We start from the raw sequence: 14,925 nt of genomic DNA on the forward strand, positions 1-14,925 counted from the left end.
CACGTCCGCGCGGGGATCCTGCTCGGCGCGCCAGTCGGTCTCGCTGCCTACACCCGCCGCAGCCGGAACAGCCGGAGGCCGAACGCCGAGCCCGCCAGCGCGAGGAGGAGGAGGGGCAGGACGTGTCCCAGGAGAACGTGCGACCCCGCCGCCAGCGGGCACCAGAGCTCGACCATCACCGCCGCCCAGGCGCCGGCCACGGAACCGAGGGCGGCGCCGGTCGTCCCGGGGTGCCGCGGCTCCAGGCGCCGACTGGCGTAGGCCAGGGTCGCGAAGGGCCAGGGGGCGGTCAGGGCGGTGAGCGCAAAGCAGCGCCACCCGGTGCGGGTGAACGGATCGGCATAGGTGCCGTGCCAGAGCACCAGCCACGCCCCGACAAGAAGCGGCACGCCGATGGCGACGGCCAGCAGCAGTCCGCGCGGCGGCGAGAGCATCGAGCGCCGCGACGGGAGCACGAGCCACGTGGCGGCGAGGGCCAGGGCCATGGTGCCGGACAGGATCCAGGCTCCGCTCACGGCCGGCCGTCCGGCGGCGTGAGCCGGCCCCGCGACCTCGCCGAAGAGGGACGGGACCCACAGCAACACGCCGGACATGGCCACGGCAGCGAAGGCGGCGAGCCCGATGGTGAACGGGAGCGTGTTCGTCCGGCGCGGCATCGGGTGTTGCCTGACCGCCTCCAGGACGCGCATCTTCAGGGACTCGGGGGGCATCATGTCGGCGTTCCTCCCTCGCTGATGTCGCGCGGCGACCGGGGAGCGGGGCGAGTCGCCGACTCCAAGGAGCCATGGAGCCGCCGGGCCGCCTCCTCCCGGAGAGCCGCGGTGGCGCGGTGCGCGCGGATCTTCACCATCCCGCGGGTGATCCCGAGCACCTCGGCGGTCTCCGCCACCGAGAGCCCCTCGAACTTCACCAGCTCGAAGGCCTCGCGCCAGCCTGACGGCAACGAGGCCAGGTTGCGCCGCGCCTCGGCCGCGACGCGCCTGTGGTGGAGAGCCTCCTCCGGCGACGGGGCCGCCGACGGCTCCTCCGGATCGCGGACGTCGTCAGCCCGCAGCACCTCACGCACCCCGCGGCGGCCGAGGTCGATGAGCAGGCGGCGCGCGATGGCGTAGGCCCAGGGAACGACCGCGCCGCCGCGCACGAAGCGATGGCGGGCGGCGTGGATCTGGAGGAGCGTCTGCTGCACCGCGTCCTCCGCCGCGCTGCGGCTGCGGGTCCATCGCAGGGCGAAGCGGTGCAGGCGTGGCGCCAGCTCGTCGTAGACCTCGGCGAACGCCGCGTCCTCACCACTGGCATACCGGTCCATGGCGCGGTCGGCGCGCGACGCGCCTGCGGCGCCGACGTCGCTTCTGCCGTCCATCATGAGCGCGACCTGACCCATCACTGCCTGCATGGACGCCTCGTCGCACGCAATACGCACGCGGGCCCTTCCGGTTACAGGCGGGACGCGAGGTGGAGCGGAGCGGCACCTGTCATCCGTTCGGGCTGCGGTCGCAGCAGTAGACGGCACGGCTGGGCACGCGGGCGACCACGCCGTGCGAGCGGACGCGCTCAGCGGAATCGAGCCGCCGGCCGACCGGCTGAAAGCGGAAGGTCCCGCCCGTACCGCAGGGCGCTCGACTACGGCTCGCCGTGTACCTCGCCGCCGTATTGCCTCCCCGTCACGCGGCTTCACCCAGGACCGGGCGACGGATCTCGAGCGCCTTCATCCGTGACTTGAACGTCGACGGGCTGACGTCGAGGAGCGCGGCGGCGCCGCGCACCCCGCCCACCCGCCACCCGGCCCGCTCCAGCGCCGCGATCATGTTGTCCCGCTCGAGCTGGCGCAGGCGCCGCGCCGTGAGGATCTCACCGTCGACGCGCCGGGCCGCGACCGGTCCCGCGGACGCCGTCGCGAACGGGAGCGCGGGCGTGGGCAGCACGCGGTCGAGGTGCAGAAACCCGTCCGATGAGGTGATGATCGCGCGCTCGACCGCGTTCCGCAGCTCCCGGACGTTCCCGGGCCACGAGTATCCCCGGAGCGCCGCGGCGTCGGCCGGGCCGGGCGGCGCAACCGCCCTGCCGAGGCGGCGGGCGAGGCTCTCCGCCATGGCCGTGGCGATCAGCACGACGTCATCGCCGCGCTCGCGCAGCGGCGGGAGCCTGAGCGGGAACACGCTCAGACGGTAGAAAAGGTCCTCGCGGAACTCCCCGCGGCGCACCCCCTGCTGCACGTCACGGTTCGTCGCGGCGATCACGCGCACGTCGACCTTCCGCGTTCGAGATCCACCGACGGGCTCGAACTCACCCTCCTGCAGCACGCGCAGGAGCTTCCCCTGAAGCTCGAGCGGCAGCTCGCCGATCTCGTCGAGGAAGATCGTCCCCCCGTCGGCCAGGGCAAACCGGCCTTCGCGCCGCTGCGTCGCCCCGGTGAACGCGCCGCGCTCGTGCCCGAAGAGCTCACTCTCGATGAGCGTGGCCGGCATCGCCGCGCAGTTCACCTTGACGAGCGGCCGATCCCGGCGGCGACTCCGATCGTGGATCGCCCGCGCGAAGAGCTCCTTCCCGGTGCCGGTCTCGCCCAGGAGGAGCACCGTCGCGTCGGTGGCCGCGACCTGCGCCACGCTCTGCAGCGCGCGCCGGAGCGCGGGGCTCCGCCCCACGATCGCGTCGTTCGCCTCCGTGATCTCCACCCTGGGATCGGCCTGGTCCGTGACGGGCATTCGGTCCTCGCTACGCGCGATACGGACCGGGCTCGCTTTGGTTACAGCCCCGCTGCGCGAGGGAAGCGATCGGGCGGCCGGCTGCCGCGGCGGGCATGCGTGGCCCTCGCAGGTGGGCCAGAGACGCCGAGACGGTCGCGCTCGAGAGACGTGCTGATCGCGCCCGTCACGCTCCGGGGGTGCAGTCCGACACCAGCAGCACGTAGGTGGAGGCAACGACGGTCGTGCCGCTCGCGTCGCGCGCCCACACCATGACCAACGTCTCCCCGCAGAGCAGGTCGGCCGGGACTGCGCTGTCGTCGCTGGACCAGTTGCCCACATCGACACCGGGCGGCGGAAACACGGAGACGCCGGTGGACGAGACGGTAGTGGTCTGAACCCGATAGGTCCATCTCGTCACGGGCTCTCCGTTGACGAAGAGCCCCTCATTCCGGGCCATGACCAGCTCCAGCCTGGCTCCCTCCCGAAGACCCGACGTGCTCACCTTGAACGAATAGGCCAGCCCTGCGTCGGGGTAATCACGAGCGTCATTCCACGCTGTGATCAGCGCTGGGTCCAGTCCACCACTGACCACCAGGCCCTCGAACTGAACGGTCGGCGGTTCGGCGGGAGCAGCAGCGCCGTCGTCTCCACCGCAGCCAACGACCATGAGCAACAGAGCCATAGCAGCCGGAGTCTTCAGGCGGCGCATGTTCCCTCCGTGACTTTTCCGGAGAGTAACATCGGATGAAGAGGCTGACTACTCCGGCGGGCCGGCTGACCCGCCGCCCGCCGATGTTCGCCTCTGGTGTGCTCAGATCGAGGCCACACCCGGCGAGTACGCTCCGCGCGTCAGGGCTGCACCTCGCGCCGCCCCCGCTCGCTGGGGGGTGAGCTCGGTCGAAGGAGCGTCGCGATCGCGCGGTAGACGGCGTCGCGGAGCGCCTTCTCCCGCGGATCGTCGAACAGGTAGAAGTCCATCTTGTTCATGACGTAGGCGTAGCCGACCCGCGCGTCCGGGTCCGCGAACGCGAACGAGCCACCTGCGCCGGGCGTGCCGAACGCCCGCGGGCTCGAGCCGAAGGACGGCTCCGGCCCCGGCCGGAGGAAACCGAGCGAGTAGTAGCTCGGCAAGCGCAGGACGACGTCCTTCGCGCCTTGCGCGGTCGGCGGCGCCGTGATCCTCGCGATGGTCTCCGGTCCGACGCCGAGCTCCGCTCCTCCCTCGGCAAAGACCGAGTACAACCGCGCGATCGCGCGCGCAGTGCCGACCCCATTTCCTGCGGGCACCTCTACCTCGAGTGCGCGCCGGTCGTTCCAGTCGACGTCCGAGAACGCCAGCATCGACCTGCGCAGCAACGACCGGGGCCAGAGCACCGCGAGAAGCATGGCGCGCGGTGCATACCCGAGGGCGCGCAGCGCGCGGCCCGCCGAGAAGTGCATGACGGTCGCGAGTCGCCGGGCCGGTATGTCGGGCGGCAGCCCGATGTAGAAGTCGAGCCCGAGCGGCGCCGCGATCTCTTCGCGGAAGAAGCGGCCCAGCGTCCGATGCGCAGGATCGACGCGTCGAGCGAGCTCCTGCATGTAGAGCCCGATGGTCATCGCGTGATAGCCGTGCCGCGTGCCGGGCGCCCAGGCTGGCTTCTGCCGCGCGAGGACGCGGGCGACGCCGTCGAGGTCGCGCATCGCGTCGATCGTCAGCGGCTCATCGAGCCACACGAGCCCCGCCTGGTGCCCAAGGAGCTGCCGGACCGTGATGGCTTCCTTGCCACGCTGCGCGAACTCGGGCCAGTAGCGGGCCACAGGGGCGTCGTAGTCGATCCAGCCGCGCGCGTTCACGACCGCGAGCGTCATCGCGGAGATGCCCTTCGTGGTCGAGAACACGACGACCATCGTGTCCTCCTCCCAGGGCGCATCGCCCTCCGGCGAGCGGCGGCCGCCCCACAGGTCGACCACCTTCTCGCCGCGCCAGTACGCCGACACCGCCGCGCCGATCTCGCCGCGCTCCACGAAGTTGCGCTCGAACTCGACGCGCACCTCCTCGAAGCCCGGTGCGACCTGTCCGGACACCCGCGGGTGGGAACCGCGGCTCGCAGCCGATCCGCGCATCGTCCCTCCCATCGCCCGGAGCGGTCAGCGCGACGCAGGCGAACGTTCGTCGCCCGTTCACGGGCTCGTTCATCTTCGCTGCTCGGCCAGGTCGCCGTCGTCGGCATGCGGGGCCCCTCGCCGGGCGGCCTTCGCGGCGAGGCGACGCTCCAACCGTGGCCTTCGTCGGCGCGGGCGAGGCGACAGGCGCTCACCCGAACCGTCCATGTCCGTCCGGCCGTCTATGGGGTCCTGCCGCGCTTGCCGTACTCCTTGTCCAGATAGAGCGCAGCGCCGGGGCGGTCGCCGACCATGCGGAGCTTCTCGACGATCTCCTCGGCTCGCGCTTCCTCCTCCACCTGCTCGGAGACGAACCACTGCAGGAACACCTGCGAGGCGGTGTCCCGCTCCTGGATCGCGGAGGCGTGGAGCTCGTGCACCAGGGCCGAGATCTTCCGCTCGTGCTCGAGGACCTTCTCGAACACGTCGTTCACGGTCGTCCATGCAGGAGGGGGCGCGTCGAGGGCGGCCAGCCGGGCATCGCCCCCGCGCAACAGGAGGAAGTCGAGGCTCCTGCGCGCGTGCGACAGCTCCTCGTCATGCTGGATACGGAGCCATCTCGCAAACCCTTTCCACGTGTTCGCTTCGCACCAGGCGGACATCGCGAGGTAGAGGTACGCCGAGTACATCTCCGCGTGCACATGCCGGTTCAAAGCTTCCTGCATCTTCGGGCCGATCATCACGAGTCTCCTCCGCGGGGGTACCCATAACCGCCGCCCCGCGGGAGGACCCCGCGAAGATCGGAGGCGGCGTTCGGCGCCGAGGCCGGTGCGCAGTCGCCCGTGCGACTCACCGATGAACCCGATCTAGGGTGCGTTCCGCGTGACGTCGCCGTCGCGGCACTCGTCCGTCTGGCGTGGCCACTCGTCGAGGACCTCTCCACGCGGTCCGACGAGTCGCAGCGCCGCGGGCTCTCGCCCCGCGCTGTGCGTCGCACACGACATGCACGGGTCGAACCGGCGGACCGCCGCCTGGACGCGGCGCCGGAGCGTCGGCGTGATCTCGCGGCCGCTCCCCGCCTCGCGCGCGATCTCCCGGACCGCGGCGTTCATGGCGCGCGCGTTCTGTCCGGTCGGCGCGACGATTCTCGCGGCCGTGACGAGCCCGTCCCGATCGACGCGATATTCGTGGAAGAGCGCGCCGCGCGGCGCCTCGCACGCGCCGACTCCCTCCCGGCGCCAGACACCCGCCGGCGTCAGCACGTCGGGCGATGCGATGAGCGGATCCTGCAGGAGCTCGCCCACTTCCTCGAGGGCGGCCAGCATCTCCACCAGCCGAGCCGCGTGAGGATCCATCGCGGAGCCCGGACCGCCGATCGTGGCGAGCGCGCGAGCTGCGCGCGGCGTGCGGCATCGCGCTGACGCCGTGAGCCGCGCCACGGGTCCCACGGCGTACGCGTGCGTGCTCCCATTCGTGTCGCGCCACGCGCACAGCTTCGCGCGGTTGAAAGGCACGGCCCGCTCGACGATCCGCCCCAGGGCCTCGCCCGCCCCGATCGCGTCCTCCACCAGGGCGCCGCTCGGAGCCACGACGCGCAGCATTCGATCGCCGAGGAGCTCACCGCCGGGACCCACGTGCGCGAGCAGCCACTCGCGACCGGGCGGAGCGCGCGGCACGCCGAGGTCGAGCCACCACGAGACCGTCCGCTCGGCGGCTGCCATCGCGCTCTCCAGCGAGCCCGAGAGGTCGTCCCGGACGCGGGGGTCGAGCGCGTGGGTGACTCCGCCCGGCACCGCGAAGGCCGGGTGCACCCGCCGCCCCGCGACCTTCTCGACGAGCTGGCCGCCGAACCCGCGGAGGAGCACGCCATCCGCGAGGAGAGCCGGCGCCGACCGCGCGAGGGCGAACGGGTTGCGCGCATCGTCGGGGGCATCCGGGTCGAGCGCCAGGTCCGGCGCAGCGAGGAAGAAGAACGACGTCGCGTGCGACTGCACGAGCGAGCCGAGCGACACGAGCCGACGCAGTGCGAGCGCCGGCGGTGGCGGCTCTGCTCCGGCGATCGCGTCGCCCGCCCTCGCCGCCGCGAGCGAGTGCGAGACCGGGCAGATCCCGCAGATTCTCGCCGTGAGCGCGGGCATCTCGCCGATCGGTCGGCCGACGCAGATGGACTCGAACCCCCGGAGCTCCAGCCCCTCGACGCGCGCGTCGATCGCTCTCCCCTCCCGATCGACACGGAGAGTGATGCGCGCGCGGCCCTCGATCCTCGACACCACGTCGACGAGCACCCGGCGCGCCATGGCTCACCCGAACGCGGCCCCGGACGCGGCCGGAGTGCGGCCCTCCGAGAGCGCCGTCACGGCGCGGAGAACGTCGCCCGCCCCGGGTGGACAGCCCGGCAGGAACACGTCCACCGCGACGACCTCTGGCACCGGCAACACGCGTTCGAGGAGCGGCGGAAGCGCCGGGTCGCGCGCCCTCGCGCCCCAGCCGAGCCGCTCGACGCGCGCGGCCCCTCCGTCGGCGTCGCGCATCGCGGTCACGTTCCCCCAGCCCGCGCAGTCGCCGAGCGCGACGAGGACGCGCGATCGCGCCCGCGCGATCCGCAGCCGCCGGACGTCCTCGTCCGTCGAGCACGCGCCCTCCACGAGGCACACGTCGACCGTCTCGGGGAACGCGTCGCCGTCCGCGAACGGCGAAGCGACGAGCCGAGTGCGTGGCGCGAGGCCGAGCAGCGCCTCGTCCGCGTCGAGCAGTGACATGTGGCACCCGAAGCACCCGCCGAGCTGGATCGTCGCGAGGCGCAGCTCGGCGCCCGCCGCTTGCGGCCGCGCGAAGGGTCCCGAGCTCGCCGTCGTGAGCCCCAACGGCGGCGGCTCGCGGACGCCTGGGCGGCCCGACAGGCCCTGCGCGGCGCGCGCCTTCTCGAAGATTGCCCCGGTGGGACACGCCGCGACGCACCGTGCACACCCGGTACAGGTCGGGCTCGCTCCCCACCCGCTCGATCCGTCGGTGACGACGTGCGCGTGCCGACCACGGCCCACGACCCAGAGCGTGGCGGCGCGCTCCACCTCGGCACACACGCGGACGCACCGCGTGCACAGCACGCAGCGGCCGGGATCCAGCGCGAACCGCGGGTGCGAGGCGTCGACGGGCGCCGCGCGGCGAGGGACTCCGAGCGTCACGTGGTCGAGGCCGAGGCGGCGCGCGAGCTCCTGCAGCTCGCAGCGCCCGCTCGCCGGGCAGAAGGCGCACACGTGATTGCCACCCGCGAACAGCATCTCGACCACGGCGCGCCGATGGCTCCGGAGCTCCGGCGTCGCGGTGGAGACCTGCATCCCCGGCGAGATGCGCGTGGCGCATGCCGGCACCGGCCGAGGGAGACCGCGCACGTCCACCAGGCATACGCGGCAGCTCGCGGCAGGCGTCACGCCGTCGAGATGGCACAGCGTCGGGACCTCGATCCCCGCCGCGCGGCATGCCCCGAGGATGGTCGCGCCTTCGGGCGCGCTGCACATCCTGCCGTCGACCACCCACTCGACGACGCGTGTCTCGAGCTCGTGGATGGGACCAGGGTACGCTCATGCCTGGACCGCGAGCGCGCCTCGAATAGGCTCCGGCGTCAGCAGCGTCGTCCATTTGCCCGCGACCAGGCGCACAGGCGTCCGGCGACTCCACCGGAGACGAGCGGCCGAGGGAGGCCCCGCCGAGTTGTCGTCTCCGCGCGCGATCCAGCGCGTCAGCCCCCTCGTGGAACCCGCCGCGGCGCGATACGCACCGACGCCGCCGCCTGCGTGACGGGCAGCAACGTCGCCGGTGACGTTTCACCGCTAGTTACTCCACGTTACTCGAGCAGCGCTCGGGCGGCCTTCTCGAGCTGTTCGATCTGCGTCGTCGCGGTGTCCCAGACGACCCTCAGCGAGACGCCGAAGTACGCGTGCGCGAGCACGTTCCGCATGTCGCAGATCAGGCGCCACGGGATCTGCGGCGCCCTCGCCGTGACGTCCTTCGGCAGCTTCCCCGCAGCCTCGCCGATGATCTCGATGTTTCGGATCACCGCGTCGCGCGTGCGCTCGTCCGCCGCGAACGCGTCGTAGGTCATCCCGGCCACGAAGCGGCGAACCTTCCCGCAGGCCTCGATGATGTCGTCAGCGTAGAGGCGCCAGTCGCGCTCAGCCTTGGGCGACATCGACCGCCTCGCGCTCGACGATGGGGCGCATCCGCGGCTTCAGGGCATCGGGCGTGACGAGGTCGACCTTGTGGCCGAGGTGGTCCTCGAGGAACGCCTTGAGCCCCATGAACGAGAGGAACGTCGGGTCCTTCTCGAAGTCCACGAGGATGTCGAGGTCACTGTCCTCTCGAGCGTCGCCGCGCGCGGTGGACCCGAACAGGGCGATACGACGTACGCCGAACGCGCGCCGGATTTCCGGCAAGTAGGCGCGCAGGGCCGCGATCGCTTCTTCACGACGCATCGACAGGATTATAGGGGCGCCGCGTAACGGTGCCCATCCCACGTCCCGGAGCCTCGTGAAAAGCGGGGTCCCGTTACGGCCCGTGCTGGAACCCGAAGATCGCCCACATGGCCGGCACCAGCACCGCGGGCAAGAGCGTCACGCCGACCGAGAACCCGATACCGACGCGAAACACGCGCCTCCTGAGCGGAGCGGTGCGAGAAGTGTCTCCGCCGCTCCACAGCAGCTCGGTGACCCAGCCCAAGCAGTAGCAGGCGTTCGCGACGAACGCGTACACCGCGATGCCGGCGAAGACGGCGACGGGCTCGATGACGTCCTCCCCCGGGTGAACCAGGCGGCCGCCGATGAGCAGAACAGCCAGACCTGACACGATCCCGGCTGCCAGCACGGCCAGGTTGAACGGGATCCGGCGCCGCTCCCACCACAAGACGACTTCCAAGCCCGGGCTCATGATCCGACCGTACAACGGAATCGCGCGGCTCCGCGCTGGTCAGGGCGACGGAGAACCGCTGGGTCTACACGCTGGCGGGCCGTCTTGAAATCTCGAGCGGCGGTGTCGCCCTGCTCGACGATCCGAGGGGGCTCCTGTCGCAGCACTAGCTCGGAGCCGCTCACACTGGCCCCCGTGACGCGTGTGATACCCGGCTCGCGGCCCGCTGGCGGCCAAGTGGCCGCGCGTGTGCGATCAGCCTTCTTCAACCGTCGCAATTCTTGGTTGAAGTGATCGACGCGCTTTAGATGACGACTTCCGGCTCCAAACACCTGCCGCGAGCTCGAGCAGAACCCCGCGCCGACACTCTCGCGAAGGCGCGGGGCTTGCGAGAGACCCCCTACGGCTCCACCACGATGCGATGCCCGTAGTGAACCTTCTGTGGCATTGGACCGGTCAGCGACTCGAAGGTGACGGGGTCCAGGATCTCCAGCGTAACGTTCACCGCCACCGTGTTGCAATCGTCGATCAATGTATCGGTGCCGTACATCGATGTAGACCGTGTTTCCGCCCTCATCGCGAACCATGGCGAGCGATGAGGTCGCAAACTTGTTACCACCAATCCTTTTCCACGTGCCCCTGATCAGGGTCCCTGCGACCGCCGTTGGGAACCAAGGCACGCCGTCGGTGGTCAACGTGTAGTCGTACCCGCCATTCAGTTCCAGAGTCAGCGCCCCGGAGCTGTTGGACGCACCGCTGATCGTGCTGATCCACCTGGGGCCAATGAGGTTGGTGTCGCCCGGCGCGTAATACCCGTACCAGCTGCCGATAGGGCTACATCCCTCTTCTGCATTCGCAGTCGTCGCGGCGAGACTCGCCCCGAGCGCGACACATGCAACAACGACCAGCTTCTTCATCGTCCCCTCCTCGCAGCACTCGATGGCTGCACTGGCGTTTCGGCGAGCCTCGCTGTCGAGCATCGGACGACCACCACCGACCGGCGGGCCCGGCGAGCGTAGTTCGCCACAGGCGCTCGACACGCACGAGCGGCGATGCGGGGTCGCCCAGTGCGGAGCGGACCAGGTGGGCGCTGTGCGTTGCTCGCTCTGCGTTCGCTTGGTTCCAGGCGAGTGCACCGCTGGGTTCACCCGCTGTGGCGCGGTGGAAGGTGCTGCTCCTGGCGCACCTCCGTTCGTGGAGCGCGATCACCGCGAGGGAAGGGCTCGGGCGCCTCGGCTCAGCCGCGGATCATCCGGTTCCGCGCCGCGCCGGCGGTCAGGCCGGTGAGCTGCGCCCAGTGGCGGTCGCCGGGGAAGTGTGCCGCGAGGGCGAGCCAAGAGAGCGCGTACGGCGCAAGCGCGAGCGCGTTCCCGGTCAGCAGGAACGCGACGACGGCGGCGAGCGCACCGCTCTCGCAGAGGGCGCACGCCACGATGAGCCGCGTGACGGCGTCCGCCTCCGGGCCTGGAGGAATCGCGCCGCCGCCTCGAAGGGCGACGCCGCCCTGCGCGGGCGGCGCCATCCGGACGGCCCAGAGCCACGACAGGGCCACGGTGACCACGGAGAGGGCCAGCGAGGCCCCGATGAGCGCCGGCTCGACGTCGAGCGGCGCCGCCACCCCGGCGCCACCCCGGAGCCCGAAGACGAGGTACATCGCGACGCCGAGGAACATCGTCGGGCCCCCGAGAAGCGCCGCCCAGATGATGGTCGCGATGAGACGAGGACTCTGCTGCGCCATGCGATCCTCCCGTGAAGGGGCAGAATGGTAGACCCGCAGTCTAGTCCGCGTCTGGGCAACTTCGGGCGACGGTGCGACGCTCACCGTCCCCATCGACAGCACGAACGACGCCGCTACGATCCGCAGGACTCGACCCATACCCCCGCCCCCCAGCGTCCGTGAGTTTCCGGAACGGAACAGGGTGGTCCTTTACCGGCGGGTGACGAGAGGGCAGGCGGAACCCCCGCTGCAGGGCGCGCCGTCGTTGCCGCGGCGTCGAACCTCCCGAATGGGATGTCAGCCCGGCGGCCGCGCCCAGTCTCTCCGTTACACGGACGAGCGCGCACCACTCCTGAAGCTCGCCGTCGGCACACGGAGGCACCCATGGCATGCAAGGATCCTGCGGCTCGCAAACCTGTCGTTGTCGTCGCTCACGACCGCGAGAACCCGTTCGTCACCCTCCGCGACGAGGATCTCGTCCTGGTCGCGGGCGGTAGCGCTCTCTGCAGCGCGGTTTCCACGACGATCAAGGCAGTGGGCGACGCCCTCAGCACGGCGGCGAGGAAGGGCTAGAGAGGACTGAGTTCGCCGCCGCGCGCGGCGGCGAGTTCCGCCCGCCAGTGAGCCGCACTTCCAGCTCGAGCCGCGGATCGCCGCCGGCGACAAGTGGAGACGGGTTGAAGGCCTCCTCCGGCCGAGCGCGTTACTCTCGGGCCGAGCCCGCGCTTACTGCGCCGCGCCGTCAAGAGGCCGGACGTGTATGAGGAGCTCAGCGAGGACCTCCTCCGGGCGGGTGAACGCGGCGAAATGGCCTGCGCCGCGCACGAGCGTGAACCGCTTCACCGGCGCCTGGACGTGCTCGAAGTACTCCCTCGCGAGCGCAGGAAGCGTGAGCACGTCCGAGTCTCCCTGGAAGACGAAGAACGGGACATCGAGGCGCGGTCCGAGCCGCCACGCGTCGTGCGCCGCGATCTCGCCGTAGAGGCGCTCCGCGGAGAGGCGCATCCCGGTCAGGAAGTCGACGACATCCCGCAGCTCGTGACCCGGCGACAGGAGGAGGAGCGGTAGCACCAGCGCGGTCGGGGTCGGACCGACCGTAGCGGTGCTCGCGGTCGACCGGACCGCGAGCGTCCATGCGGCGAGGTCCCAGCGGGCGGGATCGCCTCCGATCCTCGCCAGCGCTGCCGCCCGGCGGTGGCGCCCCGTCGCCCGCAGCGCGGCGAGCGTCGCCGGATAAGAAAGCCGCTCGTTGCGCACCACGTTCACGTTGAGATCGGTCCCGACCCACGCGGAGAACAGATCGGGCCGCCGCTTCACCATCCGCAGCCCGATCGCGGTTCCCATCGAGCTCGAGAGCAGGACGATGCGCTCGCGTCCAAGGCGCTCGCGCAGATGCTCCGCCAGGGCGATCCCATCCTCGGCGAGGCGATCGAACGTGAGCGGCAGGCCGCCGCGGCGGCCGTGCCGGCCCAGCGTCTTTCCGGCCCCGCGCTGGTCCCACTGGACGACGGTGAAGTGGCGCTCCCAGGCGCGTAGGCGCGGCGTGAAGATCGAGCACGGCGCGCCCGGTCCTCCGTGCACGACGAGCAGGACCGGGTTCGCGCGATCCTCGCCGCGGATGCCGACCCACTGCGTGACGCCGCCCAGCGGGACGAAGCCCTCCTCGAGGACGGCGCGGGGGGTGGCGATCGCGAGGGCCCGCGCGAGGCGACGCCGCCGAAGGTCGCGGGCGGCGAGGGCGCCGAGCGCGGCGGCCGCGGCCGCGGCGAGGGTGGTCAGGACGGCTGCCATCACGTGTTCGGCTCCTTTGGCTGATGACTGTGTATCTGGTACACTGTTACGCGTACGAGGTAAACAGTCTCAGGAGAGGCGATCGTGGCGGAGAAGCCGAGCGGGTCGCGGGACGACGCGCGAAGCGTCGCGCTGTTGTGGAACACGCGGGAACGGGCCCGCCGCGGGCCGCGGCCTGCGTTGAGTTGGGAGCGCATCGTGGCCGCGGCGATCGCCCTCGCCGACGCCGAGGGGCTCGAGGCGGTCTCGATGGAGCGCGTCGCGGAGCGGCTCGGCTTCACGACGATGTCGCTCTACCGCCACGTTCCGGGCAAGGCGGAGCTCGTCGCGCTCATGATCGAGGCGGCCATCGGCGAGCCCCCGGCGCTCGCGGCACCGGAACGCTGGAGGAGCGCGCTCGAGGAGTGGGCTGCCAACCTCCTGGGGACCTTCCAGCGCCATCCCTGGGCGCTCACGGCGACCGGTCGTCTCCGTTTGATGGGACCCTACGAGCTCGGGTGGCTGGAGACGGGGCTCTCCGCGCTATCGGCGACGCCGCTCGACCCCGCGGAGCGGCACGCCGCGTGCCTCGCCGTCCTGGCACAGGTCCGGAGCATCGCGCAGTTCTCGCTCGCGCCGCCCAAGGGGAGCCCTGGGCTCACGGGAGAACGGTGGAACGCGGAGACCCGCGCGTTGCTCCGTGTGCGCGCCGAGCGGTTCCCGGAGCTGACCGCGGCGCTCGACGCGCTGCGCCTGCGCGACCGCCCTCCGGCGCCGGGGAGTGGGCTCGGGTTCGTCCTCGACGGGATCGCACGGCGCGTCGCCCAGCGCGGCGCGCGCGCACCGGCAGGGAGGCCGCGGCGGTGAAGTCCCAAGCCGAGAGTTACGCCGTTCACCCGTCACGGCCGCGCGACGGCCGTCGTTCTTCATGCCGAGGCCGCCGCGTCCTCAGTTCTCCTCCCACAAGGTGAAGCCGCGTGGCTGACGCCACACGACGCCTCGCACAACTTCGGCCTCTTCGACTTCGAAGAGAACAGGCGTCTCCTTCGGGTTCCCGGAGATTGGAAGCACGGCCTCTCGCACGAGCGCGACAGCTGCGTCTCTGGCTCGCGCCTCGGAGCTCGCGATCACGACTCTGGTCGCGAACAAACCCGCTGCCGTTCGCCGTCCGCTTTCCACGTCCCTGAGCCACACGGGCTCCGCCCGGACCATCACGCGGTAGACGTTCCGACGCGACACGCCGATGGCGCGAAGGAACGCGTGCGTGGCGGAGCTCCAGAAGATCTCCTCGATGACGAACGGTCGCACGCGGTGGTCACTCGCGGTTGTCGGCCGCCCAGCGTTCCGGGTCGGCCGCGTAGTCGTCCGCCTCGATGATGATGCTCGCGGAGCGTGGATCGAGCTCGCCGGTGAGCGCCAGCCGCTGCTCGGGGTGCCGGTGGTCCTCCGCGCCTGGCGCGAACCGGAACGCCTCGATGTAGCGGGCAAGCAGCTCTGGGCGGCCGGACACCTGAAGCACGCCGTCCGGCAGTTCCTCCGTCCGCAGCTTGTCGCTCGTCTTCACCATGCGGAACGCTCGCAGCGCCGGGTAGTCGGGGCAGAGATGACACGTGCCGCCATTATCGATCTCGATGGAAGGCGTGGGGCTGGAGAGGAACGCCGCGAGCGCGTCGAACGTCCTCTGGTGGCCCGCAGCGGAGTCGAGGACCCTCGTGTCGCCGTTGCGGGGCTGACCTTGAATCACGATGAACACGCTGCAAGTTTAACAGG

Annotated in this window: 18 protein-coding genes; 2 read left to right on the forward strand and 16 right to left on the reverse strand. The window is 71.4% G+C overall.

Translation table 11 applies throughout. The features are described from left to right. Positions 1-47 precede the first annotated feature (47 nt). The 13 genes from MNY62_RS07570 to MNY62_RS07630 form a co-directional block, all read right to left on the reverse strand. Positions 48-713, reverse strand: coding sequence for an NrsF family protein (locus tag MNY62_RS07570; protein ID WP_242343515.1), 666 nt, complete (start codon positions 711-713; stop codon positions 48-50). Further along, a complete protein-coding gene (locus tag MNY62_RS07575; RefSeq protein ID WP_242343517.1) occupies positions 710-1,393 on the reverse strand; it encodes an RNA polymerase sigma factor in 684 nt (227 codons plus the stop codon). Before MNY62_RS07575 ends, MNY62_RS07570 begins: the two co-directional genes overlap by 4 nt. 268 nt (positions 1,394-1,661) lie before the next feature. After that, positions 1,662-2,702: a sigma-54 interaction domain-containing protein gene (locus tag MNY62_RS07580; protein ID WP_279426337.1), complete on the reverse strand. Its 1,041-nt coding sequence runs from the start codon at positions 2,700-2,702 to the stop codon at positions 1,662-1,664. A gap of 166 nt (positions 2,703-2,868) precedes the next feature. Continuing rightward, positions 2,869-3,393, reverse strand: a complete 525-nt coding sequence (locus tag MNY62_RS07585) for a hypothetical protein (RefSeq protein ID WP_242343519.1) — start codon at positions 3,391-3,393, stop codon at positions 2,869-2,871. A 140-nt stretch (positions 3,394-3,533) separates the two neighbouring features. Then, entirely contained in the window at positions 3,534-4,751 is a 1,218-nt protein-coding gene (locus MNY62_RS07590) for a serine hydrolase domain-containing protein (protein WP_242343520.1), read from the reverse strand. 260 nt (positions 4,752-5,011) lie between these two features. Beyond that, on the reverse strand, positions 5,012-5,509 hold the full coding sequence (locus tag MNY62_RS07595; RefSeq protein ID WP_242343521.1) for a ferritin: 498 nt from the start codon (positions 5,507-5,509) through the stop codon (positions 5,012-5,014). Between the two features lie 126 nt (positions 5,510-5,635). Beyond that, positions 5,636-7,066 carry a Ni/Fe hydrogenase subunit alpha gene (locus MNY62_RS07600; protein ID WP_242343522.1) on the reverse strand — a complete coding sequence of 477 codons (1,431 nt, stop codon included), beginning with the start codon at positions 7,064-7,066 and terminating at the stop codon, positions 5,636-5,638. A gap of 3 nt (positions 7,067-7,069) precedes the next feature. Beyond that, on the reverse strand, positions 7,070-8,299 hold the full coding sequence (locus tag MNY62_RS07605) for an NADH-quinone oxidoreductase subunit B family protein (protein WP_279426338.1): 1,230 nt from the start codon (positions 8,297-8,299) through the stop codon (positions 7,070-7,072). A 311-nt stretch (positions 8,300-8,610) separates the two neighbouring features. Next, the gene (locus tag MNY62_RS07610) at positions 8,611-8,955 is read right to left on the reverse strand and encodes a HepT-like ribonuclease domain-containing protein (RefSeq protein ID WP_242343525.1); all 345 of its coding nucleotides are present in this window, start codon (positions 8,953-8,955) and stop codon (positions 8,611-8,613) included. Beyond that, entirely contained in the window at positions 8,939-9,238 is a 300-nt protein-coding gene (locus MNY62_RS07615) for a nucleotidyltransferase family protein (protein WP_242343526.1), read from the reverse strand. The genes MNY62_RS07610 and MNY62_RS07615 overlap by 17 nt, the downstream gene beginning before the upstream one ends. Positions 9,239-9,311: 73 nt before the next feature. Continuing rightward, positions 9,312-9,689 carry a hypothetical protein gene (locus tag MNY62_RS07620; RefSeq protein WP_242343528.1) on the reverse strand — a complete coding sequence of 126 codons (378 nt, stop codon included), beginning with the start codon at positions 9,687-9,689 and terminating at the stop codon, positions 9,312-9,314. Between the two features lie 379 nt (positions 9,690-10,068). Continuing rightward, entirely contained in the window at positions 10,069-10,218 is a 150-nt protein-coding gene (locus MNY62_RS07625) for a hypothetical protein (protein ID WP_242343529.1), read from the reverse strand. 687 nt (positions 10,219-10,905) lie between these two features. Continuing rightward, complete coding sequence (locus tag MNY62_RS07630) at positions 10,906-11,406, reverse strand: hypothetical protein (protein ID WP_242343530.1); 501 nt, start codon at positions 11,404-11,406, stop codon at positions 10,906-10,908. Positions 11,407-11,769: 363 nt separating this feature from the next. Between MNY62_RS07630 and MNY62_RS07635 the strand changes: the two genes are divergently transcribed. Next, positions 11,770-11,958 carry a hypothetical protein gene (locus MNY62_RS07635; RefSeq protein ID WP_242343531.1) on the forward strand — a complete coding sequence of 63 codons (189 nt, stop codon included), beginning with the start codon at positions 11,770-11,772 and terminating at the stop codon, positions 11,956-11,958. 153 nt (positions 11,959-12,111) lie between these two features. On the opposite strand, the gene MNY62_RS07640 is transcribed toward MNY62_RS07635, so the two are convergent. Beyond that, positions 12,112-13,176, reverse strand: coding sequence for an alpha/beta fold hydrolase (locus MNY62_RS07640; protein WP_242343532.1), 1,065 nt, complete (start codon positions 13,174-13,176; stop codon positions 12,112-12,114). 198 nt (positions 13,177-13,374) lie between these two features. On the opposite strand from MNY62_RS07640, the gene MNY62_RS07645 reads away from it, so the two are divergent. Next, entirely contained in the window at positions 13,375-14,022 is a 648-nt protein-coding gene (locus tag MNY62_RS07645; RefSeq protein ID WP_242343533.1) for a TetR/AcrR family transcriptional regulator, read from the forward strand. An 81-nt stretch (positions 14,023-14,103) separates the two neighbouring features. Here the strand turns inward: MNY62_RS07645 and MNY62_RS07650 are convergent, their stop codons facing one another. Then, entirely contained in the window at positions 14,104-14,463 is a 360-nt protein-coding gene (locus tag MNY62_RS07650; RefSeq protein ID WP_242343535.1) for a hypothetical protein, read from the reverse strand. A gap of 7 nt (positions 14,464-14,470) precedes the next feature. After that, a complete protein-coding gene (locus MNY62_RS07655) occupies positions 14,471-14,908 on the reverse strand; it encodes a hypothetical protein (protein WP_242343536.1) in 438 nt (145 codons plus the stop codon). Between the last annotated feature and the right edge of the window lie 17 nt (positions 14,909-14,925).

This window comes from Anaeromyxobacter terrae, assembly GCF_022690685.1.
Taxonomy (GTDB): domain Bacteria; phylum Myxococcota; class Myxococcia; order Myxococcales; family Anaeromyxobacteraceae; genus Anaeromyxobacter; species Anaeromyxobacter terrae.